The sequence below is a fragment of the Sphingomonas sp. P4_G2 genome (assembly GCF_056401155.1).
Genome location: NZ_JBFUJY010000005.1, coordinates 444,484 through 470,621, shown reverse-complemented (window position 1 = coordinate 470,621; position 26,138 = coordinate 444,484). Strand labels below are relative to the sequence as shown.

Annotated in this window: 19 protein-coding genes; 3 read left to right on the top strand and 16 right to left on the bottom strand. The window is 64.9% G+C overall.

Annotated elements, in window-relative coordinates:
• Positions 1-289: 289 nt before the first annotated feature.
• From AC1DRD_RS16760 to AC1DRD_RS16695, 14 genes are all read right to left on the bottom strand, one after another.
• Positions 290-1,993, bottom strand: coding sequence for a glycoside hydrolase family 43 protein (locus AC1DRD_RS16760; RefSeq protein WP_478042219.1), 1,704 nt, complete (start codon positions 1,991-1,993; stop codon positions 290-292).
• Positions 1,994-2,304: 311 nt separating this feature from the next.
• Positions 2,305-3,996, bottom strand: coding sequence for a hypothetical protein (locus AC1DRD_RS16755; protein ID WP_478042218.1), 1,692 nt, complete (start codon positions 3,994-3,996; stop codon positions 2,305-2,307).
• A gap of 21 nt (positions 3,997-4,017) precedes the next feature.
• Entirely contained in the window at positions 4,018-5,061 is a 1,044-nt protein-coding gene (locus AC1DRD_RS16750; protein ID WP_478042217.1) for a proline racemase family protein, read from the bottom strand.
• Entirely contained in the window at positions 5,054-6,055 is a 1,002-nt protein-coding gene (lhpI, locus tag AC1DRD_RS16745; RefSeq protein ID WP_478042216.1) for a bifunctional Delta(1)-pyrroline-2-carboxylate/Delta(1)-piperideine-2-carboxylate reductase, read from the bottom strand. Before lhpI ends, AC1DRD_RS16750 begins: the two co-directional genes overlap by 8 nt.
• 322 nt (positions 6,056-6,377) lie before the next feature.
• Positions 6,378-7,301: a GntR family transcriptional regulator gene (locus tag AC1DRD_RS16740; protein ID WP_478029002.1), complete on the bottom strand. Its 924-nt coding sequence runs from the start codon at positions 7,299-7,301 to the stop codon at positions 6,378-6,380.
• Between the two features lie 137 nt (positions 7,302-7,438).
• Complete coding sequence (locus AC1DRD_RS16735; RefSeq protein WP_478029001.1) at positions 7,439-7,795, bottom strand: DUF1428 domain-containing protein; 357 nt, start codon at positions 7,793-7,795, stop codon at positions 7,439-7,441.
• Between the two features lie 15 nt (positions 7,796-7,810).
• A complete protein-coding gene (locus AC1DRD_RS16730) occupies positions 7,811-8,278 on the bottom strand; it encodes a DUF1801 domain-containing protein (protein ID WP_478042215.1) in 468 nt (155 codons plus the stop codon).
• The gene (locus tag AC1DRD_RS16725) at positions 8,279-9,613 is read right to left on the bottom strand and encodes an amidohydrolase family protein (RefSeq protein ID WP_478042214.1); all 1,335 of its coding nucleotides are present in this window, start codon (positions 9,611-9,613) and stop codon (positions 8,279-8,281) included.
• 76 nt (positions 9,614-9,689) lie between these two features.
• Entirely contained in the window at positions 9,690-11,930 is a 2,241-nt protein-coding gene (locus AC1DRD_RS16720) for a TonB-dependent siderophore receptor (protein ID WP_478042213.1), read from the bottom strand.
• Positions 11,931-12,054: 124 nt separating this feature from the next.
• Positions 12,055-13,668 carry a dipeptide ABC transporter ATP-binding protein gene (locus tag AC1DRD_RS16715; RefSeq protein WP_478042212.1) on the bottom strand — a complete coding sequence of 538 codons (1,614 nt, stop codon included), beginning with the start codon at positions 13,666-13,668 and terminating at the stop codon, positions 12,055-12,057.
• Positions 13,668-14,474, bottom strand: coding sequence for an ABC transporter permease (locus AC1DRD_RS16710; protein WP_478042211.1), 807 nt, complete (start codon positions 14,472-14,474; stop codon positions 13,668-13,670). Before AC1DRD_RS16710 ends, AC1DRD_RS16715 begins: the two co-directional genes overlap by 1 nt.
• Positions 14,471-15,415, bottom strand: coding sequence for an ABC transporter permease (locus tag AC1DRD_RS16705; RefSeq protein WP_478042210.1), 945 nt, complete (start codon positions 15,413-15,415; stop codon positions 14,471-14,473). Before AC1DRD_RS16705 ends, AC1DRD_RS16710 begins: the two co-directional genes overlap by 4 nt.
• Positions 15,412-17,007, bottom strand: coding sequence for an ABC transporter substrate-binding protein (locus AC1DRD_RS16700; protein ID WP_478042209.1), 1,596 nt, complete (start codon positions 17,005-17,007; stop codon positions 15,412-15,414). The genes AC1DRD_RS16705 and AC1DRD_RS16700 overlap by 4 nt, the downstream gene beginning before the upstream one ends.
• The gene (locus tag AC1DRD_RS16695) at positions 17,000-18,151 is read right to left on the bottom strand and encodes a C45 family autoproteolytic acyltransferase/hydolase (protein ID WP_478042208.1); all 1,152 of its coding nucleotides are present in this window, start codon (positions 18,149-18,151) and stop codon (positions 17,000-17,002) included. Before AC1DRD_RS16695 ends, AC1DRD_RS16700 begins: the two co-directional genes overlap by 8 nt.
• Positions 18,152-18,315: 164 nt before the next feature.
• Between AC1DRD_RS16695 and tcuC the strand changes: the two genes are divergently transcribed.
• Positions 18,316-19,608: a tricarballylate/proton symporter TcuC gene (gene tcuC, locus AC1DRD_RS16690; RefSeq protein ID WP_478042207.1), complete on the top strand. Its 1,293-nt coding sequence runs from the start codon at positions 18,316-18,318 to the stop codon at positions 19,606-19,608.
• A 997-nt stretch (positions 19,609-20,605) separates the two neighbouring features.
• Positions 20,606-21,901, top strand: coding sequence for a glycine zipper 2TM domain-containing protein (locus tag AC1DRD_RS16685; protein ID WP_478042206.1), 1,296 nt, complete (start codon positions 20,606-20,608; stop codon positions 21,899-21,901).
• A gap of 56 nt (positions 21,902-21,957) precedes the next feature.
• Here AC1DRD_RS16685 and AC1DRD_RS16680 read toward each other — a convergent pair whose 3' ends face one another.
• A complete protein-coding gene (locus AC1DRD_RS16680; RefSeq protein WP_478042205.1) occupies positions 21,958-22,878 on the bottom strand; it encodes a Gfo/Idh/MocA family oxidoreductase in 921 nt (306 codons plus the stop codon).
• A gap of 84 nt (positions 22,879-22,962) precedes the next feature.
• On the opposite strand from AC1DRD_RS16680, the gene AC1DRD_RS16675 reads away from it, so the two are divergent.
• On the top strand, positions 22,963-24,636 hold the full coding sequence (locus AC1DRD_RS16675; protein WP_478042204.1) for a tannase/feruloyl esterase family alpha/beta hydrolase: 1,674 nt from the start codon (positions 22,963-22,965) through the stop codon (positions 24,634-24,636).
• A gap of 262 nt (positions 24,637-24,898) precedes the next feature.
• Here AC1DRD_RS16675 and AC1DRD_RS16670 read toward each other — a convergent pair whose 3' ends face one another.
• Positions 24,899-26,080, bottom strand: a complete 1,182-nt coding sequence (locus tag AC1DRD_RS16670) for a lactonase family protein (protein WP_478042203.1) — start codon at positions 26,078-26,080, stop codon at positions 24,899-24,901.
• Between the last annotated feature and the right edge of the window lie 58 nt (positions 26,081-26,138).

The following is a 26,138-nucleotide window of genomic DNA, read 5'->3' as shown; positions in this document are numbered from 1 at the left end:
CAATGGGCCTGAAGGCTCGGACTGACCGGATATCCAGACGGGCGACCTCGTTGCACGTGTAGAGCATCAAGCTCGTCGGTGACCTGGAGGCGCTCGATAGTTACCGCCTGACCGCAACCATGACGGCATCGACAATCACGGCTCCTCAGCCAGTCGATGACCTCGAAGACAACCATAGATGACGGTCACGCTTACTTGAGAAAGATCACATCATGCCAATATCAATTAGACAACGGGAGCATAAATCCCTAAACGATAATTCGGTATTGTCGCACCCGTCGCCGTAATTCTAAGGTTTTGGCGATGCAGCGGGGGCGGGGCTGTTCGGCGGATTGGTTTCGTTCGCTAATCCGATAATCGTTCCAACAAAGCCTCCGGCCTTTTTGGTACTGAGGAAAGTCGCGTCTCCGCCAGTCGGCAGGAGCTTCCATCCCTGTTTGCCCCAGGCGTACGACGCGCTAAGCGCTCCACCGTCGATTTTCAGCCTGAGGCGGACCGTACGCGCGCGGCGCGGCAGGACGGCCGACGAAACCAACCTTCCCGCCTGCGGATCGCCTGCCGTTTCACGGCGCATGACGGCGATCCGCCGCCTGCCCTGAACCTTGATCACGCCGAGAAAAAGATAGGCGTCATCGCTCTGGAGCGCGACAAGGCCTGCGCGATCGCCATCGCGGCCGGGCTCATAGTCCAGCGCGGTCGATACCTCTGCCGTGGCGTGGGCTTGCTTGCGGGCAATGAAGGCCGGCGTTGCGGAGATGTCTCCGACCGGATGTCCCGGCGCCATGACCAGACGGCCATGGCCGAGATGGAAGAAGGTCTTGGCCGGCATCCGGACGCCCATCCAGCCCAGACCCAGGCGCTTCTCATCGAAGTTGTCGATATAGGAGAAGTCACCGCTTTGAGGCGCACCGGGTTCAGTCGCCCCTGCGGACGCAGGCTTGTCCACGGCGAAGGGGATCGCTGTCCCGTGTTCCAATATGGTCGGCCATCCGTCGGCCGACCAGTTGACGGGCAACAGGTACGTTTCCCGTCCGATATTGTAGTAGCCTGGAGCGTAGGCGCGGGCCGCCAGAAAGACCGCCCACCAGTCTCCTGACGGCGTCGTAACGAACTTTGCATGACCGGCGGCTTCGACCGGGTGCGGCCGCATCGCCGGCAGATCGGCCTGGGTGAGGATCGGATTGCCTTTGAAAGCCTCGTAGGGCCCGTCGATCTTGCGGCTGCGGAAGACGATTTCGGAATGATGCTCGTCCGGTCCGGTGCCGCCCTCGGCGGCAATCAGGTAATACCATCGATCCTTCTTGAAAATGTGCGGACCCTCGGGCCAGAACAGATGCGGCGGATTGTCACCGCCTCCAACCAAGGGGATGCGCGGCCCGACCATGGCTTTGGTAACCGGGTCGAACGCCTGGAGCCACAGGACACGGTGCCCGGGAAATCTGGCCGGACCTTCGGGGGGACCGTTGTTTACGACATAGGCCTTTCCGTCATCATCCCAGAACAATGACGGGTCGATGCCGGCAAAATCGAACCAGACGGGATCCGACCATGGCCCCTGCGGGGACTTTGCCGTAATCACGAAATTCCGGTTATTCGTGCAGACGATGTAGAAGGTGCCGTCGCGATAGGAAATGTCCGGCGCCATGATGCCGCCCGAAACCCTTTGGCCCGCGAAGTCAGACTGGCCGACCCGGCTGATGGCGTTGCCGATTTGCCGCCATGTCACCAGATCGCGGGAGTGATAGATCGGCAATCCGGGGAAGTTGGCGAAGCTGGAATTGACCAGATAATAGTCCGGCCCCACGCGGACGATGCTCGGATCTGGCGCGTAGCCCGACATGATCGGGTTGCGGTATTGCCGGCGCCCTAGAGTAATTCTTTCCTGGCTACGGCCAACATAACGGAAATAGGCAAAGCTGGCGTCACCGGCAATTGCGCCCTGGGGCACGGCGCAGGTGAAAGCGATGGCCGAAATGGCGGCGATCCTGATCATCGGCGTTTCCTGGGAGGTCGAGCGGGGCACGGCCAGGCCTGCAACCCTGAACTCGACAACACGGCGTTTTTAATTAGTCATTTGTCTGACATTTACCTAGCCGGCGCAAGGCTTTTGTGCGGATTCCGACGATGCCACGCATCCATCCAGAGAGGAGGGCGCGCACGATTCCGATATCATAGCGCCCAGGCGCTCTTACCCTCTTCCTCGACGCGGCCTCGTGTCATCGGAATGTCCATGAGGAAAGGGCCGACCACAACGCATGTGACGCCCGCATAATGTACAGCCAAGACATGCTTACCCGCCTCGCCCTACGGCACCAAAGTCGGCTTGGTCGACGGCTCCCACACATCGCTGCTCGTCGCGACCAGCTCCTTCATGTTCCGCCATGTCCGCCGCCCCGGGATCGACGTCGACCCCAGCACCACGGCACGCGCATAGGCGATCACGCGGTCCTGCACGCGCAGCTTCTCCTCCGTCGGCCAGGTTTCCCATGCATGCGGGCCGCGCACCACGACCAGGTCCTTCAGCCCCTTGATCCGCTCATACGACGCGATCTCGCCTTCGAGCCCGTCGGCGTAGCACCACAGCCCGCGCGCGAAGAAGGCGCTCGGCCATCTGCTCATGCCTGCCAGGATCGCGGAACTGGGGAAGAACACGATGTTATTCTCTTCCTCGATCCCACCGATGAACAATCCGCGATCGCGCCCCGGCCCGCGGCCGTCGTCCTTGGGACTGGTTTCGGATTCGAGATAGCCGACGCCGCTTGAGAAATCGGCGACCAGGATCGCGCCCTTGATATGCGGATCGCGACGCGGTCCGGTGCAGGCGATCTTGGGCAGATCGTAGCTGCAATCCTTGTCGAAATTGATCGTCATCGCCCAGCCGCTGGCCATCGTGCCGCGCGAGCTGCCCATGAAGAACACGCCCAGCCCCTGGCTCGGATCGCCGCCATAGGCCGCCGCGGCGGCATCCGCGCCCTGGGTCAGCTTGCCGTCGGGGCCAAGCGCGCGCATCCCCTGCCCGCTTCTCAGCGCGGCGACGATGTCGAGCAGATCATGCCCCTGCTGCAGCGTGTTGGTGTCGCTATAGCCGCCCGAAATGCCGACGCCGCGGCGGTCCATCGCCAGCACGTCGAACCCGGCTTGGTGCAGGCGAAACCAGGCCTGGCGCCAGAAGCGCTCGCCCTGCACGCCGGTGCCGCCCTTGGGCCAGTCGTCGTCGGGACTGGTCACCCCGGTCTTGGGATCGACGACATAGGCGACGTCCTTGGGGTCATCGAGCGCGGTGACGCGGTCGCCGCCGCCGCCGTTCATGATGATCAGCGCGCGCTTGCGACCGCCCTTGCCGTCATCGATCCCGGCGCCGCGGATATACCAGCCGCGAATCCTGATATCGCCGGTCATCTTCATGTGGATGCGTTCATACGCTTCGACCGGCGCGGTGAATTCGACGATAGACGTGTCGGGATCGGCCGCCGCGATCAGCTCGTTATACGGCGCGCGCGCGAAGAAAGCGGGCCGGCGGATCTGGCTCAGGTCGGTGTCCCCGCCCTTCTCGTCGATCTTGCCGAGCAGATAGCGGCCGTGCGCATCCTTGAGCGCATATTCCTTGTTCGGGGGATGGCGCTTGAGCACCTGGTCATAGACGCGCTTGTGGCATTCCTTGTCGTCCTTGCACGTCTTCCAGCGTTCGCGGAGCTTCTCGTCGGTGAAGTTGGTGACGTAGAAATCACCGCGATAGGCCTTGGGTTTGTGCGCCGCGACCGAGGTGAAGGGAATGCAGGTCCTGGGCCCCGCCTTGGTCGGCAGGATATAGCCGGGCAGCTTCATGTCGCGGTCATAGGCGACATAGGCTTCGCACTCCGTTGGCGGGAACATCGCCGCGGGCAGCACCTGCGCCCTAGAGTGCTTGGCGTGCTTGCCATGGTCCTTGGCCTCGGCGGCCGTCGCGCAGGTCATCGCCCCCAATGTAGCGAGCAATACGGCGATCCATCTCTTCATTTCGCTCTCCGGATCTGATTTTTATCGTGGAAGATCGCCGAACCGCGCGGGCAGCTCGAAGCCATGGGCGAAGCGGTCGCCGGGTTCGGCGATGAACGCCGCGCGAGCAGCGTAATAGGATCGTCCGGCGACGCGGACGCGCGAGACGGCACCGCCATCGCGCTGTTCGTGCCACGCGAGCGAGCCGACAAAGCCTTCGCCCGACACGCCGCGGATCTCGCATTGCTGGCCGACCGTCATCTCGCCCCGCGCACCGGCCAGCGCGATCCGCGCGGTCACGCCACTACCGGTCGGCGAGCGGTCGATCTGGCCCTCGGCGAAGAGGCAGAGATTGTAGCTCGGCTGCCCTTTATGATCGCCGAGCGCCACGTCGTCGGTCAGGATCGTGCCGTAGAGGAAGGACAGATCACGCTCGGTCGGATGCTCGATCGGGATCGCCGCGCGCACCGCATCGGTGATCGCCACGCCCGCCGCGACTAAATCGGCAAGCGGCGTATCCATCAGCGACAGGCCGATGCGCGACGCGGGGAGAATCGCGTAATAGGCGCCGCCGAACGCGATATCGAAGCCGACCGGTCCGAACCCCGGCACGTCGACCGATTGGTCGAGATGGCTGGCAAAGGAGTCGACACTTTCGAACGCGACGAGCGGCGCACCGCCATCGGCCGCCGCCTCGACCTCGACCCGAACCACGCCGCACGGCGCCTCGAGCCCGAAACTGGCGCGCCCATCGACCATTGCCACGCGCCCGGTATCGACCGCCCAGCGGCCGATCGCGATCGTCGCGTGACCGCACATCGTGCTGTACCCTTCCTGGTGCGTGAACAACACGGCGAGGTCGGCATCGGGATGGCACGGCGCGGTCGGGATGACGCCATACATGCCGGCATGGCCGCGCGGCTCGAGCATCAGCATCCGCCTCAAATCGTCGAACCGCTCGAGCGCGTCGCGGCGCTTCTCCAGGATCGTCGCACCGCGAAGCTCCGGATAGCCGCGCTCGACGATCCGCACGGGCTCGGCCGCGGTGTGCAGGTCGACGACATGAAGGATTCGCGCTTCAGCCAAGATCGGAAGCTCCCGATGCGCCACGCCGCGCCTGGACCATGGCCGCGGCGGCGAGATCGGCGAGCGCGGTGCCGACCGATTTGAAGACGGTGATGTCGTCGTCCGAGGTCCGGCCCACGACGCGGCCGGCGCACAGGTCTGCGAGCGTGCCGCGTATATCTTCCGCCGTGATGACTCCCGCCGCGATCGGGCCGGTCAGGTCGCCGGCCTCAACCAGCGCGTCGCGCGTATCGACATAAATCTGCCCGCGCGCGAAGCAGGCGTCGTCGGCTTCGCGCATCACCGGCGTGAAGCTCCCGATCAGGTCGAGATGCGCGCCCGGCCGTAGCCAGTCGCCATGGATGATCGGCGCGGTCGAGGGCGTGGCGCATGTGATGATGTCGGCCCGCCGCGCCGCCTCTTCGAGCGATGCCGCTGCCTTCGCTGCGAAACCGGCTGCGCGCAATTCGACCACGAGCCGTTCGGCTTTGGCCATATCGCGGTTCCACACCGACACCGATCGGATCGGACGGACCACAGCGAATGCCTCGGCGGCGAGCGCCGCGATCCGCCCTGCCCCGACGATCAGCAAGTCGGCCGCGTCTTCGCGCGCGAGGTAGGAAGCGGCGAGTGCCGACACCGCGATCGTCCGGCGTGTCGTGATCTCGTTGCCGTCGAGCAAGGCGAGCGGCGTGCCCGTCGCGGCATTGGCAAGCAGGTAGGTGCTGTGGACGCTCGGCAATCCGCGCGCAGTGTTGGCGGGATGAATGGTCGCGACCTTGGTCCCGAGCAGGCCGCCGCTCCAGGCCGGCATCAACAACAGGACGCCATCGCCATCGGGATGAGGAATATGGTGGTGGTGCCGCTCGGGCACCGTTGCGCCGGCGGTAAAGGCGGTCTTCAATGCCGGGATCAGCGCGTCGAACGGCAGCGCATCGCGCGTTTCCGCCGCACCGATCACCGGTATCGTCGCGTCTCCCCCACCATGAACCGGCCCAGCTGTGGAATCATCCAATCGCATCGTCGCCGTCGCTCCCGATCGAGCGGCAACTTTGTCCTATTGGATTTAAAAATACAACATCTTTATGTACGCCGATCAGGTGGCGGGCACCTCTTCGTCATGCCGGGCTTGTCCCGGCATCCACCGCGCCACAACACCCCAGCTCGCTTGGGGAGGAGTGGTGTTCAAAGCGAAATCGTGTCCCCCGGACACGATTTTGGCCTGCCGGGGGCAGGCCAAAGCTTGAACACGGCACAAGGCCGGGGTGACGATGGGGTTTAGGCAAATGCTTAGTAGATAGCTGCCTGAGATCCCGCCCGTTAAATCTCGAATTAACTCAGACCGTCGCCTCGACGTCGCGCGCCAGCACCAGATGCGCCTTCATCAGATCGTGCGCCTTCTGGTTATCGCCGGCTTCCATTGCGTCCATGATCTCGAGATGTTCGTCGATCGAGTCGATCACGCGCTGGGCCCCGTTGATCCACTGGATGTTCATGAACGAGCGCAACTTGTTCTGCCGCTGCACCGCGTCGAGAAAATAGCGATTGCCCGAACAACGCGCGATGCCTTCGTGGAAATCGGCGTTGATCGCGAACAATTCGACCGACAGCGTGTCGCGCCATTTGCGCTTGCGGAAAGCGAGATGCTCGGCGCGGATGCGATCGAGCCATTCGCGGTCGAGTTCGAACGTGGATTCGAGCAGTCCGGCGGGCTCGATCACCGCGCGATAGGCATAGCTCTCCGCGCGTGCGCGCCCCGAATTGATCGGCAGGGTGAACGACCAGCCATTGCCGGGCTTGCGCTCGACCAGCCCGAGTTCGGCGAGCTGGCGCAGCACGCGCACCACGGTCGGCAATTTGGCGTCGAACAGCCGCGCGACCTCGAGCTGGCTGCACTGATCGGGCATGCGGCCCTGGTTGCGCGCCTCGGCGATCGCGATGAACAGGCGCTGGTCCTCTTCATCCTCCGGGTTGGTGACATCGAGATCGGGCGCCTCGGTCACCGGGCCGCGAAGGACGTAACCGCGATTGGCGCGCGCCTCGACCGCGCCCTGCTCGGCGAGCAGCTTGAGCGCGCCGCGCACCGGGGTGCGCGACACATCGAAGTGACGGCAGAGATCGAGTTCGACGAGGTGGTGACCCGGGCCCGCGCCCTGGTCCTTGAGCATCCTGAGGATCCTCGCGGCCAGGTCGGCTTGCAGCCGGCTGGCGCGCGGCGGCGCCTTGTCCATGTCCATCTTGCGCGCAGCCGCTCCCGCCATTTTCTCTCGATCTTTCATCAGCTCAGTCAGGGCTCCGGATTACACTTTCGCGCGCAAGGATGCAAAAGGAAGCACCACGCCCATCACGACTTGCGCCAAGGCCATGCTCCCCAATGCGCTTCGGAAGGGCGCGTAACTCAGTCCCGTCCCATCTGCGCGATGGGCTGGAAGCAGCCGAGAATGAGGCGGCTGGCATCGAAAGGAGGGTCGCCGGCCGAATCCATTCGCGGGTCGTGGTGCATTCTCTCTTCGGCGGCCTCGAAAGTCGCCTTGTCGGTCCAGATCTGCCACGTGAAAACGATCTTCTCTCCTTCCCTGGCGGCGACCGCTTTGCGGAAATCGGTGTGCTCGCCGCTGGGGATGAAATCCTCCCAGCATTCGACGATCTCGAGGCATCCATATTCGCCGAAGAATGTTGCGCTACTCGCCGCCCAGCGGCGATAAGCGTCTATCTGGTCCTCGGGCACCGGGATGACGAGGCCACAAACATACATATCCTCCTCCTTCGTTCAGGGCCGAGCGTCGTCGAGGCGCCGGCGAATATCCCGATAGGCCGCCGTGATGAGATCCCCGAGCCTGCCCTCGTCCGGCATGCGTTCGATCCGCAGCTTGACATGACGCATCCGCTTGCCGGCGCCTTCCAGCAGGCCGGCTGGGTCGTCGAGGAAGGCGCCGAAAAAGAAGCCGATATTGGCGTGTTCCGCGTGCGCATCGACGTAAGCGAAAGCCGCATCGCCGGCGCAGGCGGTCGGGCGGCCGTCGTGGATCAACTCGCGCACGTCCGAACCGCAAGCGCGCAACCGCTCGAACCAGGGTTCCACTAAGCCGCGAAGCGCGTCAGCATCGGCAAACCATCGTTCGACAACCGGATCGCGCCGACGGGCGGTCGGAAAACGAAAAAGGGCGTCCATCCTCTCAGAATGCCAGTCGAACCGGCGTTCGCCAAGCGTGCTGGATAGGACGCGCAGTCCAACCAATCACCTCCTTGCCTGAAGCCCTTTCTTCCCCGCAACCGGCAACGCCGCGCGATCGACGACGAAGCCATCGTGCATCACCATCGCGATATCCTCGGTCGCGTCGATATCGGCGGTCGGATCGCGGTTGAGCAGGACGAGATCGGCGATCTTGCCCGGCGCGATGCTGCCAAGGTCGCGATCGCGGCCGAGAAAGACCGCCGCGTTGAAGGTGGCGATCCTGATGATCTCGAGCGGAGACAATCCAGCCTGGCGGAGCAACTGCATCTCGCGGTGCGACGATGCGCCCGAGACCAGGTCGGTGCCGAGCGCGGCGACACCGCCGGCGCGGACGATGCGGACGACGTTGTGCATCTCGGTGGGCAGGGTCTGTTCGCGCCAGGCTGCCGTCGGCTGGCGCAGGAATTGGGCGCGCTGCTCGGTGCGCATCCGACTGCGTTCGGCTTCGCTGAGCACGAGCGAATAGTCCGGGCGATCGAGGTATTCGGGGTGCCGCATCAACCGGCCATATTGATCGGCGATCGCCAGGGTCGTCGCGAACGGAATGCGACGCCGCGCCATCAGCTGAACGAAATCCTCGGACTCGGCCTCCGCCCAGATCGGATGCGCCAGGCCATCCGCGCCCGCCGCGATGGCGTTGCGCGCATCCGCTTCGCGGGCGACGTGCACCACGACGCGCAACCCATGGCGATGCGATTCCTGAACGATCGCGCGCATCAGCTCGGTCGACAGCGCGGTGGCGGAGGATTGCCCGCCGAACCCGCCGCTGTCCTCGACCATCTTGATCAGGTCGGGATGTTCCTCGTCGCGATGACGCGCGAGCACCGCCGGATCTGCCGACGTGAGCGCGATGCCGATATCCTCGTTGCGTCCGCCGGGCGAGGTGAACACGCGGCCGGCGATCAGCAGCCGCGCCGATACCCGCGGATCCGCGCCGCGCAGGATCTGAACCGTGCCCGGCAAATTGCCGAGATCGGCGACGGTGGTGAATCCGAGCGCCAGAAACCCCGCAAGCGAGGCCTGTGCGGCGGCGACATCCATGCTGTGCTTCTTGCCGTCCGAACCGGTGTCGCGGAGGTGGATATGCGTATCGATCATCCCGGGGATCAGATATTTGCCGCGGCCGTCGATCACTTTCGCCCTGCCGATCGGCAGCCGCGCTCCGCCCAATGCGACGATGCGGTCCTTGTCGATCAGGATCGTACGATGCCGGACAGCGGGCCGCCCCGTGCCGTCGATCAGCGTGACGTCGCGGATCGCGTAGCGACCGGCCATGGCCGGCGCACAGACCTGTGACAGCATGGCCAACGCGGCGATCCATTTGCGTTTCCAGTTCATTGGCTGCATCCCCGATCGGCACAAAAAAACCGGGAGCGTTTGGCGCTCCCGGTCTCGTGCTTCGCTATCGCTGCTCTCAGTAATTGAAGGCGAGCGAGAATTTGACCGTGCTCGGCAGCGATTCCGCCAGCGCGCCGGCACCAACCGCCGCCCAATAGCGCTTGTTGGTGATGTTCTGGCCGTTGACCCGCGCGACCAGTTTGTGGCCGCCAAGATTGAACTCGTACGACGCACCGATATCGAAAGTCGTATAAGGGTCGGTGAAGGCCTTGTTGGTATCGTCCACCGCCTGCTTGCCGGTGTGGAACGCGCCGGCCGACACCTTCAGGCTCGGCGTCAGCCACGACACGGTATATTCGCCCGACAGCGACCAGCTGACATCCGGCGTCCCGCCCGGAACGGTGTGCAGCGAATTCGCATTGGCGGCCTGGAAGGTCCGGGCCTTGAGCAGCATCAGGGTGGCGTTGATCGCCAGATCCGGGATCACATAGCCGCTGACGCTGCCCTCGAACCCGCGATAGGTCTGGGTCGCGTCGCCGAAACCGTGCAGCAGATTGGTGGCAGGGTCGATGCGTTCGTTATACGCGCCCTCGCGCCGGATATCGAAATATGCGAGCTGGATCAGCAGGTTCTTGCGCGGCTGGAGCTTGAGCCCGGCCTCGTAAAGCGTGCTCGAAATCGGCGGGAAGACCGATTGCGCATTGTCCACGTTGTTCGATGCGATCGCATTCTCTTCCAGGCCCTGGATATAGGTGCCGTAGAGGCTCGCCCATTCCATCGGCTTGACGATCACGCCGCCCGACCAGGCAGTCGGCTTCACGTTATAGGGCTGCTTGGTGTTGAGATTGGTCGAACCGTCATTGGTGTAATCGGTGACGCGCACGCCGCCGGTCAGGTGGATGATGTTCTTGAAGCTGAGATCGTCGAACGCGTAGAGGCCCTTGTCGTCGATCGTCGACGGGATCGGCGGCTTGGCGACCAGCGCATAGGGGTTGGGAACGATGATCGGGTTGAGGAAATTGTCCCCTGTGATCACCGTACGCGGCGTCGCCGGCGATCCACCCAGGCTGCGCAGCGACCGCGACGCGCCGAGCAGGATACTGTTGGTGATGTCCCCGGTCGTGATCTTGCCATGCAGTTCGACCGCGTAGCTGATATTTTCGTAACCCGCGTTCTGGATATTGGTGCCGAACCGGACGGCCCCCGCCCCGAAGGTAGGACTGCCGGGCGTAACCGAGGCATTGTAGGTCGCGATCTGCGCTGGGGTCTGCAGCAACGTCACGTTGCCGGGCACGAACCCGGGATTGTAGCGCAGGCGGGTCAAATGCGAGCGCCCCCAATAAGCGGTAACGTCCCAATCCTTGGCGACCTTCCACACGCCCTTGAACAGCAGGTTGAGTTCTTCGGTCCGGTTGGTGTCCCAGGCGAGCCCGCCGATATTCTTGCTCGGATCGAGATAGGCGAGCGGCGGCAGTTTGGTCGCGCCGTTCGGGATGATGAACGTCGCCGGCTCGACGATGCCGCGCTTGAACCATTCGACATCGGCCGACAGCGTCAACTTCGACGTCGGCTTAAGGTCGAACGTGCCCGACGCCAGGTAGCGGTCGCCCTTCGCAAACGTGATGCCGGTGTCCTGGCGCGCGGCGACCGCGTTGATCCGGAAGCCGAAAATGCCGACCGTGTCGCCGAGGTCGAGATGGCCGCCATAGCCGCCATTGCTGTCGCCGAACGCGCGCAGGCCTACATACAAGTCCGGCGTCGCCCGCTTCATCACGAAATTGACGATGCCCGATGGTGGCGAGAAGCCGTAATAGATCGCCGAGGCGCCCTTCAGGATCTCGACGCGATCCTTGTCCTCGAGCGGGAAAGCGGTCGACGACAGGATGTTGAGCGTCCCATCGAGCTTGTAGCTCGATCGCGTGTCGACGGTAATGCCGCGGATCGTGATGTTGTTGTACGAGGCGGGACCGACGCCCGACGACGAGACGCCGGCGGTGTTGCGCACCGCGTCGATCAGGTCGACGGCCTGCTGCGACTTCAGCAGCGCGTCGGGGATGACCGATACGGTCATCGGGATGTCGAGGATCTTGGCGTTGCGGAAGCTGCCCGATTGCGCGGTATCGGTGCCGAACTGGTTGTTGCGTTCGCCGGTGACGATGATGTCCTCGGTGGGCGGGCTGTCCTTGTCGGCACTGGCCGCCTGGCCGGCGGTGGCCGCTTGCGGCGGCGCGTCGGCCGCCTGGGCGTAAGCCAATCCCGGCATCGCGCCGGAAACCAGCACCGATGTGCCCAACAGCAAAACACGCGAAAGCTTCATGTTCGTCTCACTCCCCTAGCCGGGCGCCGAAGCACCCACCGCAACCCCGACCTCTCCGTGTCAGATTCGTGTATTTTTAGTATCAATAATGTTTAATTGTATTTTGTAAACTGGAAAATACACATTATTGCTGCGCGGCCAACGTTTCCGTGAGCGCCAGCGCCGGAGAAGCCGCCAACAGGCGGCGCGTGTAATCGTGGGTCGGTGCCGCGAACACCGCGTCGGTCGGCCCCTGTTCGACGATCCGGCCCTTTTCCAGCACGATGACGCGATCGGCGATCTGCTCGACCACGGCGAGGTCGTGGGTAATGAACAGGCAAGCGAAGCCGCGGTCGCGCTGGATCCGCTGGAGCAAGGTCAGCACCTGGAGCTGGATGGTGACGTCGAGCGCGGAGACCGGTTCGTCAGCGACGACCAGGCGCGGTTCGGACGCGATCGCGCGCGCGATCGCGACGCGCTGGCGCTGCCCGCCCGACATCTGGTGCGGGCGGCGATCCTCGAACCCGGCGAGGCCGACATCGTCCAGAGTCGCACGCACGCGTTCGCGCCGCTCGTTCGCGTTCAGTCCCGGCAGATGGCGCAACGCGGCACCGACGATCTCGCCAATGCGCAGATGCGGCGGCAGCGACGAGAACGGATCCTGAAAGACCAATTGCGCGTCGCGGCGAAACGCGCGTTCGCTCGCGCGGTCGAGCCTTGTGACGTCTTGGCCGTCGAACAGGATGCGTCCGCCGGCGAGCGGTTTCAGTCCCAGCGCGGCGCGCCCGAGCGTAGTCTTGCCCGACCCGCTGGCGCCGACCAGCGCAACGATTTCCCCCGCGCGGACATCGAGCGTGACGTCGTCGATCACCCGGATCGGCGCGCCGGCACGGAACAGCCCCGGCTTGCCCGGATAATCGACCCGCACATTCTCGATGCGGAGGATCGCCGGTGCGTTGGGCGCGATCGCTGCGCGGTCACCATCCTTGCGCGGCAACGAGCCGACCAGCTTGGCGGTATAGGGGTGTTTGGGTCGCGCCAGCACCACGGCGGTCAGGCCCTCTTCCACCATCACGCCCTTTTCGAGCACGATCACGCGCTCGGTATATTCGGCGACCAGCCCGAGATCGTGCGTGATCAGCAGCAGCGCCGTGCCCATCTCGCGAGTCAGCGCGACCATCAATTGCAGCACTTCGCGCTGGCTCAGCGTGTCGAGCGCGGTGGTCGGCTCGTCGGCGATCAGCAACCGCGGCTCGAGCAGCAGCACCGAGGCGAGCATGATCCGCTGCCGCATCCCGCCGGAGAATTCGTGCGGATAACGCGTCAGGCAGCCCTCGGGATCGACGATCTGCACGCGCGCCAGCATATCGATGCTGCGCCGCCGGACCTCGGCATCGTCGAGCCCGCGATGGAGCTTGAGCCCTTCTGCAAGCTGGACCCCGATCGGCAATGCAGGATTGAGCGAGGTCATCGGCTCCTGGAACACCAGCCCGATCCCTGCCCCGCGCACCGACCGCAATCCGCGTTCGCCGAGCGCCGTCAGCTCGCGGCCTTCGAAGCGGATCGTCCCCGACACGCGCTCCAACCCAGGCGCCAGCAGCCCGGGGATCGCGCGCGTTGCCAGCGTCTTGCCGCTGCCGGATTCGCCGACGATCGCCAGCCGCTCGCCGGCCGCCACCGAAAAGCTCAGCCCCTCGAGCAGGACTCGCTCGCCCGCCTCGATCCTGAGATTCTCGATGGTGAGAAGCGGCTTGCTCATCAATTGTCTCGCGGATCGAGGCGGTCGCGCAGTGCGTCGCCGAGCATGTTGATGCCGAGCAGAGTCGCGACGATGCAGAGACCCGGCGCGATGCTCAGCCAGCTTGCGGCGTACATATAGGGCCGCGCCGAGGACAGCATATTGCCCCAGGTCGGCAGCGGCGGCGGCACGCCGACGCCGAGGAAGCTCAACGCGCTTTCGGACAATATCACCCAGCCGAACAGGCTGGTCGCCAGCACCAGGATCGGCGGCAAAGCGTTGGGCAGGACGATGCGCCACATCGTGTAGAGCGCGCTGTCCCCGGCGACGCGCGACGCCTCGACATATTCGCGCTCGCGGATCGAGATGACCGAGCCGCGCACGACGCGGACGGTGGCGGGCAGATAGGCGATCGCCAGCGCGATGACGATGCTGTGCCGGCTCGACCCGATCACCGCGACCAGCGCCAAGGCGAGCAGGATGCCGGGGAAAGCGAGCAGCGCGTCGCTGAAGGTCATGATCACGCGCTCGGTCCAGCCGCGCAGGAAGCCGACGACGAGGCCGAGCGCGGTCCCGATCGCGATCGAGATGACAACGGTCTGGATCGCGATCAGCAGGCTGATCCTGGCCCCCAGCATGGCGCGAGAGGCGACATCGCGGCCGAATTCGTCGGTGCCGAGCCAATGCGCCAGCGACGGCGCCGCGAGCGTATGGTCGAGATCGATCGCCAGCGGATCGTAGGGCAGCCAGACGAACCCGAGCAGCACCACGACGAGCAAGGCGCCGACCAGCCCGAACCCGAGGAGCGAGTGGATCGAGCGCTTCATTCGACCGTCACTCGCGGATCGAACAATGGGTAGAGCAGGTCGACGATCAGGTTGACGACGACATAGATCACCGCGGTGAACAACAGGCAGCCCTGCACCACCGGATAGTCTCGGCTGAGCACGCCGGTCACCATCAGCCGGCCGAGGCCAGGCAAGGTGAACACCGTCTCGATCACCGCGATCCCGCCGAACAGTCGGCCGAGCGTCAGCCCAACCAGCGTCAGGGTCGGCGCGAAGGCATTGGGAAAGACGTGGCGCGACAATACGGTGCGCTCGGCCAGACCCTTGGCGCGGGCATGCGTGACATAATCGAGCCGCAGCACGTCGATCGCGCTCGACCGCATCATGCGGATCAGCACGCCGCTTTCGGAAATGGTCAGCGTCACGATCGGCAGGATCAGGAACAGCATTGCCCCCCACGGATCCTCCGAGAACGGGACATAGCCGACCACGGGCAGCCAATGCAGCCACACGCCAAACACCAACAGCAGCAGCAGCCCGAGCCAGAAACTGGGCACCGCGAGGATCAGGCTCGCCCCGCTCATCACCGCGAGATCGAGCGTGCTGCCGCGCCGCCACGCCGCGATCGTGCCCGCCGCGATCGCGATCAAGGTCGCTAGCCCGACCGAGATCAGCACCACTACGCCGGTCGTCTCGGCCCGCGTGATCAGCAAGGTCGAGACCGGCTCGCCGGTAGTGATCGAGGTGCCGAGATCGCCGCTGAACACGTGCCCCAGCCAGGCCGCGAACTGGACGTAGACCGGCTTGTCGAGCCCGAGCTCGATATGCAGCGCGGCGACGGCGGACGGATCGGCGCCTTCGCCAAGCATGATCTGAGCGGGATCGCCGGGGATCAGCCGGACGAGGAAGAACACCATCAACGCAACGATGATCAGCGTCGGGATTGCCAGGAGGAGCCGGCGGATGATGTACGAGATCATCGCGTAGCCTCCGATCCGCTATTGGCCAACCCGACGTTCCACAGCCGCTGCGTCTGCGCCGACCAGGCGCGATAGCCGGTGACCGGCGTTCGCAACGCGGTTACGCGACGCGTATTGTAGAGCACGATCGCCGGCACCTCGCTGCGGAATTGCGCCTCGAGCCGGTCGAAGATCTTCTGCCGCTCGGCGCGGTCGCCGGTCACCACCGACTGGCGGAGCAAGTCGATCGCTTGCGGCGAATTCCACACCTTGCGCGGATCGGTGGCGCGGTCGCCGATCAGCACGCCGAACATCTGCGACGCATCCATCCGCGCCGAGAAACCGAACATCGTCGCCTGATAATCGCCGCTCGAATAGCGCGCGAACTGGGTCGCCCAGTCGAGGCTGACGATCTGGATATTGATCCCGGCATCGCGCGCCATCGCCTGGACCAGGATCGCGGCATCGTACATTTCGGGCGGGCTGTGGCTGGTCATCAGCTCGATCGGCTCGCCGCGATACCCCGATGCCTTGACCAGCGCATGCGCGGTGGCGAGATCGCGCTTGACCAGCACGCGCTCGGCCGCGCCGTAAAAGGCGTTGGCGGCCGGGACCGGCGAACTGTCGGGAACGCCGGTGCCGTGGGTCACGACCCGAGTCAGCGCCGCCACGTCGAGGCTAAGCGACAGCGCCCGCCGCAACCGGACGTCGCGCAAGATCGGCGCCCCGGTCTGGAGCAGGATGCCGTAGAAATCCGCCGACATCGCCGAATCTTGCTTGATCCCCGGCGCGCCCGCGATCGTGCCAAGCTCATTGGGCGCCAGCGCGTCGAGCACGTCGAGGCTCCCGCGGAGCAGCGCCGCGCTCGCCGCCGAGCCGTCGGGGATTACCGAGAAGCGTACCCGCTCGACCAGCGCGTGCTTGCCACCGGCATTGCCGTCGGTCCCGCCCGGCAACGGCCGATAGCCGTCATATTTGACCAGATCCACATATTGGTTGTGCCGCCATTCGCCCCAGCGAAACGGTCCGGTCCCGATCGGATACCGCCAAATGCCGTCAGGCCCGACCGAGGCGCGATGCGTGATCCCGGTGCCCCCGCAATCGAGCCGGGCCAGCGTCGCAAGGAACAGCGGCGCCGGGCGATCGAGCATTATGTCGACTGTGTCGGGATCGGGCGTGTTGATCGCGGTGACCGCCGCGATCCCCTTGGCGCTCAGGTCCGACTTGCAGCGCCAATGGCTGTCGGGCGCGAGATAACGGTCGAGCGACCATTTGACGTCGGCCGAGGTCAGCGGCGCGCCGTTGTGGAAGCGGATCCCGCGGCGGAGCGCGAAGCGATAAGTGCGACCGTCGGGCGATACCGTCCAGCCGCTCGCCAGCATCGGGCCGACCGAACCATCTTCGCGCAACGCGACCAGCCCCTCGACGACGTGGAGCAGCACCGCGTCGGTATTGGCGTCACGCTTCATCCCCGGGTCGGACGAGGCGATATCGGCATTGAGTCGCGCCCGCAGCATCGATCCGGGCGGTGGCGGCGCCTTGGGATGAACGAACGCAAGGCCAAGTCCGACGCCGGCCGCGATCAGGATCAGGCCAGCGATCGTCTTACGCATCGGCGGTCGGTCGCTCCGCATCGGCCGACGCGTCGGCAGCGAGCGTGTAGCGGACATAGTCGGCACCGGCGTGCGGCATCATCGCCACCTGCATCTCGCCCAGCGCAGGGCGCATCAGGAACGACGCCACGGTCGCGGTATTGCCGGTCATGGTGGAGGCGCGCGGCGGCACGCAGATCGACAGCGGCGCGCCCGCTTTATCGAGCAGCACCCCCCTCACCTCATCGAGCCCGATCTTGCGATGCGGCGCGAGCAGCCGCTCGGCGCGCTGCTGCCGCCAGAAACTGCACGGCGAATCGGGAATGCCGGTCTCGCGCAATTTGGCGAGCGCGACGGGACTGAGCCAATGGTTGCTGTGCACGAGCAGGCCATCGCGCGGTTCTACCACGAAAGTCTCGTCGGGCGCGCATTCGAGGTCGTGGACGATGCCGGTCGGCGCATGGCTGATCGCGATGTTGTTCGACGCCGATTTGGGCGTGGCATAGGCCGCGCCGAACGCCAGCGAGGGATTGTCCTGCTGCAGCACCTTGCGTCGGATCAGCGCAAGCGGAACGCCGAGGTTTCGGTAGTCGCGCTCGCATTCGAGGTAATTGCCGGTGATCGCGATGCCGATGCTGTTGAACCCGAACCGCGCCAGCCCCCCCGCCTCGGTGAAGGTCAGCATGTCGGGCCCGTCGTCGTTGCGGATACGCAGGATGATGCAGGCATCGGCGCAGGACGATTTCCAGTCCCAATTGTGCGCGTGGATCAGGTTGCCGTCGCGGGTGCGCTCGGGCTGGACGATGATCGTGGTGCACCCTTCCGACGCGCGTTCGGCGAGCAGGCCGGCGCGTAGCACCGGCTCCTTGGCGAGCTTGAGCAGCTCGGTCCGCGCATTCATCAGCACGATGTGCGACAGCGGCAGATCGGCGCCCTGGGCGATGCCGCGCATCTCCTCGACATGATCGGCATCGAAATCGGCGATGATCGGCAGATAGGCGTCGACCAGCTCGCCAAGCGCAGCCTCGGACAGGCCAAGGCTTCCCATCTGGTTGATATAATGCGAGGTTCCCCGCCGGATCTCGGCCACCGCGCCTTCGCCATAGCGGATGCCGCGATCCCGGGGGCTTCCCCAGATCTCCAGAAGACGGCAAGCGTTGCTCATCGATCGGCATCCCCCGATTTATCGTTGAGGGTCGGTAGCACTGTCTTGCTGAGTTTAAAAAGACAAAAATGCATTATGAGTGAATCATCGTGCATTTTCGCGACAATCTCGCTAGGCGGGCGTCAGGCGCGCGACCGACGGCGCCGCGACGGAAGGGGAATCGAATGTCGACCATGCTGAGCCCGACCGCGACTATGAGCGACCCGGAACCCCGCTCCGGCCGCGCGATGGACGTGTTGCGCGTCGCCAGCGGCAATTTCATCGAGATGTACGATTTCATGGTGTTCGGCTATTTCGCCGCCGCCATTGGCGCCGCCTATTTCCCCGGCAGCTCGGAATTGGGCACGTTGCTCAAGGCACTCGCCACGTTCGGCGTCGGCTTCCTGATGCGGCCATTGGGCGCGATCGTGCTCGGCGCCTATACCGACCATCACGGCCGCCGCGCCGGGCTGATCGTCACGCTCGCCTTGATGAGCGTCGGCATCGCGACGATCGCCTTCACCCCCGGTTACGCCGCGATCGGCATCGCCGCCCCGATCTTCGTCCTGCTCGGCCGCCTGCTCCAGGGATTCTCGGCGGGCGCCGAACTGGGCAACGTCTCGGTCTATCTCGCCGAGATCGCGCCGCCGGGCAAAAAGGGTTTCTACGTGTCGTGGCAATCGGCGTCGCAACAGGTCGCGGTCGTCTTCGCCGCGATGATCGGCGTGGTGCTGGGGATGACCTTGAGCATCGATCAGCTCGCCGACTGGGGCTGGCGCATTCCGCTCGGGCTTGGCTGCCTGATCATCCCGTTACTGTTCCTGATGCGCCGCCACCTGCGCGAAACCGACATCTTCGCCGCACGCAAGACGCGCCCGACGATGCGCGAGATCATGGACCATCTCTGGGTAGCCCGAGCGCGGGTGCTGACCGGCATGGCGCTGGTGCTGATGACTACGGTCAGCTTCTACATGATCACCGCCTACACCCCGACCTTCGGCAAATTGCTCCATCTGCCCGAGCGCGCCAACCTGCTGATCACCGCCGGGGTCGGGCTGTCCAACCTCATCTGGCTGCCGTTGATGGGCGCCTTGTCCGATCGCATCGGACGCACGCCGATCCTGCTCGCCTGCACCATCCTCGCGATCCTGACCGCTTATCCCGCGATGGCCTGGCTCGCGGCCAGCCCGAGCGTGACCAAATTGCTGATCGTCGAATTATGGCTGTCGGCGATCTACGCCAGCTACAATTCGGCGATGGTCGTCCATTTGACCGAGATCGTGCCCGAGGAAGCTGGCGCCTCGGGGTTCAGCCTCGCGTACAGCCTGGCAACCGCGATCGGCGGATTCACCCCGTTCGTGGTGACTGCGTTGATCTCGGCGACTGGCAATCTCGCGATGCCGGGCGTGTGGCTAACGGCGATCGCGGCGATCAGCCTGGCGGCGGCTTTGTACAGCCGGCGGTATTCGAGGGCTTGATACGGCGTTCGATCCGGCCTTCTTAAGGGCACGAACCCGAAGACGTGCGAAAAGCGGCCGGTCTGAAACGACCCCATTGTTGCCGTGCTGGGCGCTGCGGCTGTATCCTTAAGCCGACATTCGTCATTGCGGTTTAGGATCTGAAGCCGCAACCTGCTTACCATGCCCAACTTTACCAAGGCACGGTTTCGCGCGCTTTTCGTGGCGGTCCCGCTGCTTGTTTGCGCGATTGTCCCAACAATGATCTTCGGGCTGCTGGCAGGTCAGTGGGGCACGAACATCATCTGGGGCAGCTATTTCGGCTTGGGCTGGTGCATATCGGCGTTTTGGTCGGGAAACGTCGTACATGACCGGCTCTCAACTGCGATCGGGCTGATTTGGGGATGGCTAGCCTTAGTGCCGCTCTACTTCGCGGCTGGGTGGCTATGGGAGCGCCTCTCATTGAGGGGCCGCAGAGTGGCCGCTGGAGCATTGGCCATATCGGCTCTAGTGATCGTTCCCGCAAAAACGATGCTGCACTTCGAAGAGCTTGGCATCCACCTACCCGACTACACCACCCACTTGGCCACCTCATATTGAGAGCGTCCGCTGTATGCGGTTCAGCCCCGCAGAGCGGACTGTCGCAAAACCACCAATTCTCGGTCATTCACCCGCGAGGCATGACACAGCCGGAAGCAAGCACGCGCCACACCGCGCCCGCAATCGCCGCGTCCTGAACCGGCACCGGGATCATCGATGCACGGCGACGCAATTGCGCAGCTATGCAAACGACCACCAGCAGTACCTGATGATAAATTTTCTATCCAAACGTTAGTGTAATTCTCTTATGAACTCTCTTACCGCTAAAAACGATGTTCAATCATTCTTGTAGATTTTAACATTAATTCTACCGAATATTTCAGGCGATCAGCATATTTTATTTCGCATGAGGAACGAAATTCTCCATGACTCGTTGAGGGCATCGAGAACAGAACCATTCGGTTCCAGGAGCTCCTTCATGCGTAAACACCTTTTCGCGGCGAGTATCGCCGCTGTCGTCCTCATTCCTTCGATCGCCAGCGCGCGGACCCGGTCCGAAGTGACCTGCGAGCAGCAGCGCACGACGCAAGTCGTCGCTACCGTTGCCGGCGCCGGGGTCGGCGGAGTCCTCGGCAACGTCGTCGCCGGCCGTGGCGACAAGACCCTGGGCACCGTGATCGGCGCCGCTGCCGGCGCTCTCGCGGGCAACCAGCTCGCCAAGCCGAACCGCCAGTGCAACCATGCCTATGGCTATTATGACGAGGGCAATCGCTGGCACGCCACCGGTATCAGCTCGGCGGATGCGCGCGGCTATTATGACCGCAACGGCGGCTGGGTCGATGGCGCCCCGAACGGCCGCTATGGCGACGACAACCGCTGGATCAGCAGCAACGCGTCGGCCGGCGGAAACGGCAATTACCTTACCAGCGGCGAATGGGTCCCGGCCTCGGCCGAGGGCTATTACGACCGCGACGACCAGTGGGTGAGCGTTTCGACCGGCGCTGTCGGCGGCCGGTCCGCCCGCCGCGCGGATGCCTATGGCTATTACGACACGCAGGGCCAGTGGCACACCAGTTCGATGGCCCAAGGCCGTGCGACGGGTTATTACGACCGCAACAACGCCTGGGTCGCCGGCGCGCCGAACGGCTATTATGACGAGCGCCGCAACTGGGTCCCCCAGCGCGCGGACGGCTCGGCAAGCGGCAGCTACGACAGCCAGAACCGCTGGATCCCGGCCTCGTCCAACGGCTATTATGACGAGCGCGACCAGTGGGTCGCGGGCACGGCGAGCGGCCATTACGACGCCAACGGGCGCTGGACCGCCGGTGTCGCGATCGGGCATTACGACGCGCGCGGCCGCTGGGTCGCCGGCCAGGCCGGTGGCCGTCGCGATGCAACGGGAATGTGGGTCGCCGATCCCCAGCCGGGCTATTACGACAGCCGCCGCCGCTGGCATGCGGGCGAGACGTCGGGCTATTACGACAGCCGCGGCCGCTGGATCGCAACCGCGGCCGGCACGAGCAACTACGGGAGCGAACGTCCGGCGATCCTCTCGCAGATCGCCACGCTCGACCGGTTGCTCGATACCGCGCGGTCGCAGCACTCGCTGAGCAATCGCCAGGCGGCCGGCTACCAGCGCGAGCTCTATGCCCTTCGCAGCAGTGAGCGATCGATGAGCCATGATCGCAGAGGCAATTTGTCCGCTCGCGATGAGGCGAGACTGCAGGTGCGGATCGACAGCCTGAACGACCGCCTCCGGAATCAAGCTCGGTAAGCGGAAGACGCGGATTAATGGTTGCCACGAAGCCGGCGGAGCGATCCGCCGGCTTCTTACCGCACGGCAAGCACGCGCCACACCGCGCCGGCGATCGCCGCGTCCTGGACCGGCAATCCCGTCAGGTCCGCCACGACGATCGCATCGGCGGCGAAGGTGCGCGGCGCGGCAAGCAACTCGCCCAGCGGCATGATGGCGTCCGCAGCGAGCAGGCCGGCGCGCACCGCCCAGCCCGCCTCGCCATTCTCGATGCATTTATCGACCGAATCCGCGATCACTGTCGCGCGGCCGAGAATTCGCGGGTCGAGTTCACGCTTGCCGCCGCCATCCGATCCGACCGCGACGATCCGCGCGCCGGGACGGACCCAATCGTCGTCGATCAGCCAGTTGGTCGAGGGCGTCGTCGTTACAACTAAGTCGGACGCGCGCACCAGATCGGCAAGGTCGCCGCATGCCTCGCCGCCAACCTCCGCCGCCAAGGCCTGCGCCTTGGCCGGATCGCGACCCCAGATCAGCACGCGTTCGGCACCGATATGGCGGCGGATCATCTCCGCCTGCATCCGCGCCTGGATGCCCGCGCCGACGATACCGAGCGTCCCGCCCTCATAGCCGATCGCGCGCGCGGCGATCGCCCCAGCCATCGCGGTGCGGACATCGGTCAGCCAGCCGCCATCGGCAAACAGCGCCAGCGCCTCGCCCGTCATCGCGCTCATCACTGCCGAAAAACCCTGGCTCGACGACAGTCCCTTGGCGGGATTGCCGTAGAAGCTCGCCGATACCTTGAGCGCGAACACGTCCTCGCCGGCGAGATGCGCGACCTTCACATGCGCGTCACCCGGCGCCGGAAAGCTGAAATGGCCGGCATCGCCGCTCTGCGCCTGGCCCGCCGCGAAGGCGACGATCGCGCGCTCGACCGCCGCCATCGCGGCCGTCTCATCGAGTGCCGCCACGATATCCTCGCGCATGAAAATCCGCATCCCGCCGCCTCCGCTCTCATTTGATATTGTTTTTTCGATCATAAAGAGACATTCTCGTAATTGCCAGCCTCAAGGGAGACGATCATGGTCGCACGTCGGACGCTTCAACGCTTGGCGACGGCGCTGTCGGCATCGGCGGCGACCGTCGCGCTGACGCCCGCCGCTCAGGCCGCGCCCGACGCCTGCAGCGCACTCAAGACGCTGGCCATCCCCCATGTCCAGATCCTGGTCGCGACCCCGGTCGATGGCACCTTCACCGAGGACATGGTCGTCGAACGCGGGCCGCGCACGTACACCGGGCTCAAGCCCTTTTGCCGCGTGCGCGGGGTCAGCCGCCCGGTCAGGGGATCGGAGATCGGGTTCGAAATCTGGCTGCCGGCGCGGAGCAGCTGGTCCGGCCGTCTGCATATGATCGGCAACGGCGCCTACGTGTCGAACATGCAGTACAAGCAGATGATCCCGCGGCTCGACGATGGCGACGTCGCGGTCGGGACGGATACCGGGCATATCGGTACCGACCTCAAATTCGGCTGGAAGAACCCGGAAAAGATCAAGGATTTCGGCTATCGCGCGGTCCATGAATCGGTCGTCGCGGCGAAAGCGATCACCCGGACCTATTACAGCCGCCCGGCGCGCTGGTCCTATTTCAGCGGGTGTTCGACCGGCGGCTATCAGGGGCTCGCCTCGGCGCAGCGTTACCCGAAGGATTTCGACGGCATCATCGCCGGCGCGCCGGGCAACAACCGCACCAGCCTGACCATGGCGTTCCTGTGGAACTATCTCGCCAACCACCGGCCCGGCGACGACCGCCATCCGATCCTCTCGGTCAGCGACCTGTTGCTGATCAACCGGTCGGCGGTCGCGGCGTGCGACAAACTCGACGGCGTCGCGGACGGCGTGATCGCCGATCCGCGGCAATGCGGCTTCAGGCCGGCGCGCTTACTGTGCCGGCCGGGCGCGCAACCGGGCACCTGCCTGAGCCAGGAACAGATCACTGCCGCCGACAAAATCTATACTGGCCCTCGCGACGCCCGCACCGGCAAGGCAATCTATCCCGGCTATCCGGTCGGCACCGAAGGCGTGATGTCCGGCCCCGAGGACAAGCATCCCGGCTGGAGTGGCTATTGGTCCGAATCCGACAATCCCGCCGAGCCGTCGCGCGCCGACATGTTCAAATATTGGGTGTTCGATAATCCCGATTGGAATTGGTGGAGCTTCAACTGGAGCACCGACGTCGACACGATGCGTGCGCGGTTGGGTCCGATCTTCGACGCCAACGATCCCAACCTGTCGCCGTTCGCGCGCGCCGGCGGCAAGCTGATCATGTTCATGGGCTGGCAGGATCCGGTCGGCACGCCGCTGGAGGCGATCAATTATTATCGCGCGGTCGAGGGTCGCGCCGGCGGCCTCGCAGCGACCCAGGCCTTCGCGCGATTGTTCATGGTGCCCGGCATGGATCATTGCGCGGGCGGGCCGGGCGCGACCAATTTCTCCACCGCCACCCGCGATTCGACGCCGCCGGTGCGTGACGCCGAGCACGACATGACGCTCGCGCTCTATGCCTGGGTGGAGAAGGCACGCGCGCCGCAAAGCCTGATCGCGACGCGCTATGCCTCGGGTGGCGAGGACACCCCGCCCGCCAAACGCGCGATCGAATTCCAGCGCCCGATCTGCGCCTGGCCGAAGCAGCAGGTCTATCGCGCTGGGGACACCAAGCTGGCGTCGAGTTTCGTCTGCGCGTTGCCGGAAAAGCTCTGACCTCTCCGCCCCACTCGCCATGCCCGCGAACGCGGGAACCGAAATTGAGGTGATTCCGCTTCCCCGTTCGTCATGCCGGGCTCGTCCCGGCATCCACCGTGGTATCTGACCAACGACCGCTGGGAGCGCGGCACTGTGGATGCCGGCACAAGGCCGGCATGACGGCTGATGCCGATTGCGACGGTTCTGGACTATTCGCCGCAGACCGAATTCATATGCGATTACCTTGCGGCTTTCGCGGGGGTTGGCGGTTGATGGGCGCTCACCCCGAGAAAACGATAGAGGTCGGGCTGCCCGTCTCGGCAACGACCACCGGATCACGCGGCATGCCGTCGACGCCGATCGCGAAGCGCACGATATTGTGCCCTTCTTCGTTGGCGACGGCCATCGCGCGGCCATTGTCGATCAGCGCGAAGAAGCGCGGCGTCTTTCCCCCAGCAGGGACCGAGCCCCTCCATTCGAGCCGACCGTTCGCGCGGTCGATCGTGAAGACGGCGACGGTATCGGCGCCACGGTTGGAGGCGTAGAGATAGCGCCCGTCGCGCGACACCGCGATCTCCGCGCTACGGCTGTTGCCGGTGAAATCCTCCGACAGTGCGGAGACGATCTGGAACGGCGCGAGCGCGCCCGACTGGCGATCGAGGCGATAGGCGACGACGGTCGAATCGAGCTCGTTGACGACATAAGCGTAGGGCACGGTGGGATGAAAGGCGACGTGGCGCGGCCCCGACGTCTCGCGCGCCGGCGTCGCCGCCGCTTCATGCAGCTTGCCCGCGGCATCGATGGTGAAAACCAACACGCGGTCGCAGCCTTTGTCCGGCACGACGATGAACCGGCCGCTCGGGTCGAACTCGACCTGGTGCGGCTTGGGAAAGGGTTGCTCGACGCGATGCGGCCCGATCTTGCCGTCGAACGCCACGATATCGACCGGCGCGCCTAGTCGTCCGTCTTGGTGGATCGGCAGGCTGGCGATGCCCGACTTCACGCCGTCGGCGACGACATGGTTGGCGACCACCATGAAACGATTGGTCGGATCGGGCGCCAAATGCACCGGGTTGCGGCCGCCGGTGGCGACCCGGTTGAGGAAGGTCAATTGACCCGATGCCGGGTCGATCCGGAACGCGCTCGCCTCGCTGCCGTCGCCATGCACGGTGTAGAGGAAGCGGCGCGTGCGATCGAAGGCGAGATAGGAGGGATTGACCAGGTCGCCGACCAACTGGACGCGCGCCCAGGCGCCGTCCCTGCCGATCCGATAGACCGAGATGCCGTCGCCCCGGGCATTGCGCTCGCGGCTGGTGCGGCACCCGACATAAGCGAAACCCGGCATCGATCCTCTCCCCGCCGCCCATGCGGCCTCGCTTCCCATCGCAACCCCGACGGCCAGCCCGGCAATCACCGTCCGTCGCGACGCGCGCCAGGCGGGCGGTGCGGACTTGGATTGCATCGGCGAACCTCCGTCTCGAGATAGGTAATCCTTGCTCTTTGTATTTCTGAATGTCAAA

Bases quoted from the DNA above. Each gene is read 5' to 3' on its own strand.
- AC1DRD_RS16760 (WP_478042219.1), bottom strand. From the start codon at position 1,993: ATGATCAGGATCGCCGCCATTTCGGCCATCGCTTTCACCTGCGCCGTG.
- AC1DRD_RS16755 (WP_478042218.1), bottom strand. From the start codon at position 3,996: ATGAAGAGATGGATCGCCGTATTGCTCGCTACATTGGGGGCGATGACC.
- AC1DRD_RS16740 (WP_478029002.1), bottom strand. From the start codon at position 7,301: ATGGCGGGAGCGGCTGCGCGCAAGATGGACATGGACAAGGCGCCGCCG.
- AC1DRD_RS16735 (WP_478029001.1), bottom strand. From the start codon at position 7,795: ATGTATGTTTGTGGCCTCGTCATCCCGGTGCCCGAGGACCAGATAGAC.
- AC1DRD_RS16725 (WP_478042214.1), bottom strand. From the start codon at position 9,613: ATGAACTGGAAACGCAAATGGATCGCCGCGTTGGCCATGCTGTCACAG.
- AC1DRD_RS16720 (WP_478042213.1), bottom strand. From the start codon at position 11,930: ATGAAGCTTTCGCGTGTTTTGCTGTTGGGCACATCGGTGCTGGTTTCC.
- AC1DRD_RS16715 (WP_478042212.1), bottom strand. From the start codon at position 13,668: ATGAGCAAGCCGCTTCTCACCATCGAGAATCTCAGGATCGAGGCGGGC.
- AC1DRD_RS16710 (WP_478042211.1), bottom strand. From the start codon at position 14,474: ATGAAGCGCTCGATCCACTCGCTCCTCGGGTTCGGGCTGGTCGGCGCC.
- AC1DRD_RS16705 (WP_478042210.1), bottom strand. From the start codon at position 15,415: ATGATCTCGTACATCATCCGCCGGCTCCTCCTGGCAATCCCGACGCTG.
- AC1DRD_RS16700 (WP_478042209.1), bottom strand. From the start codon at position 17,007: ATGCGTAAGACGATCGCTGGCCTGATCCTGATCGCGGCCGGCGTCGGA.
- AC1DRD_RS16695 (WP_478042208.1), bottom strand. From the start codon at position 18,151: ATGAGCAACGCTTGCCGTCTTCTGGAGATCTGGGGAAGCCCCCGGGAT.
- tcuC (WP_478042207.1), top strand. From the start codon at position 18,316: ATGTCGACCATGCTGAGCCCGACCGCGACTATGAGCGACCCGGAACCC.
- AC1DRD_RS16685 (WP_478042206.1), top strand. From the start codon at position 20,606: ATGCGTAAACACCTTTTCGCGGCGAGTATCGCCGCTGTCGTCCTCATT.
- AC1DRD_RS16680 (WP_478042205.1), bottom strand. From the start codon at position 22,878: ATGCGGATTTTCATGCGCGAGGATATCGTGGCGGCACTCGATGAGACG.
- AC1DRD_RS16675 (WP_478042204.1), top strand. From the start codon at position 22,963: ATGGTCGCACGTCGGACGCTTCAACGCTTGGCGACGGCGCTGTCGGCA.
- AC1DRD_RS16670 (WP_478042203.1), bottom strand. From the start codon at position 26,080: ATGCAATCCAAGTCCGCACCGCCCGCCTGGCGCGCGTCGCGACGGACG.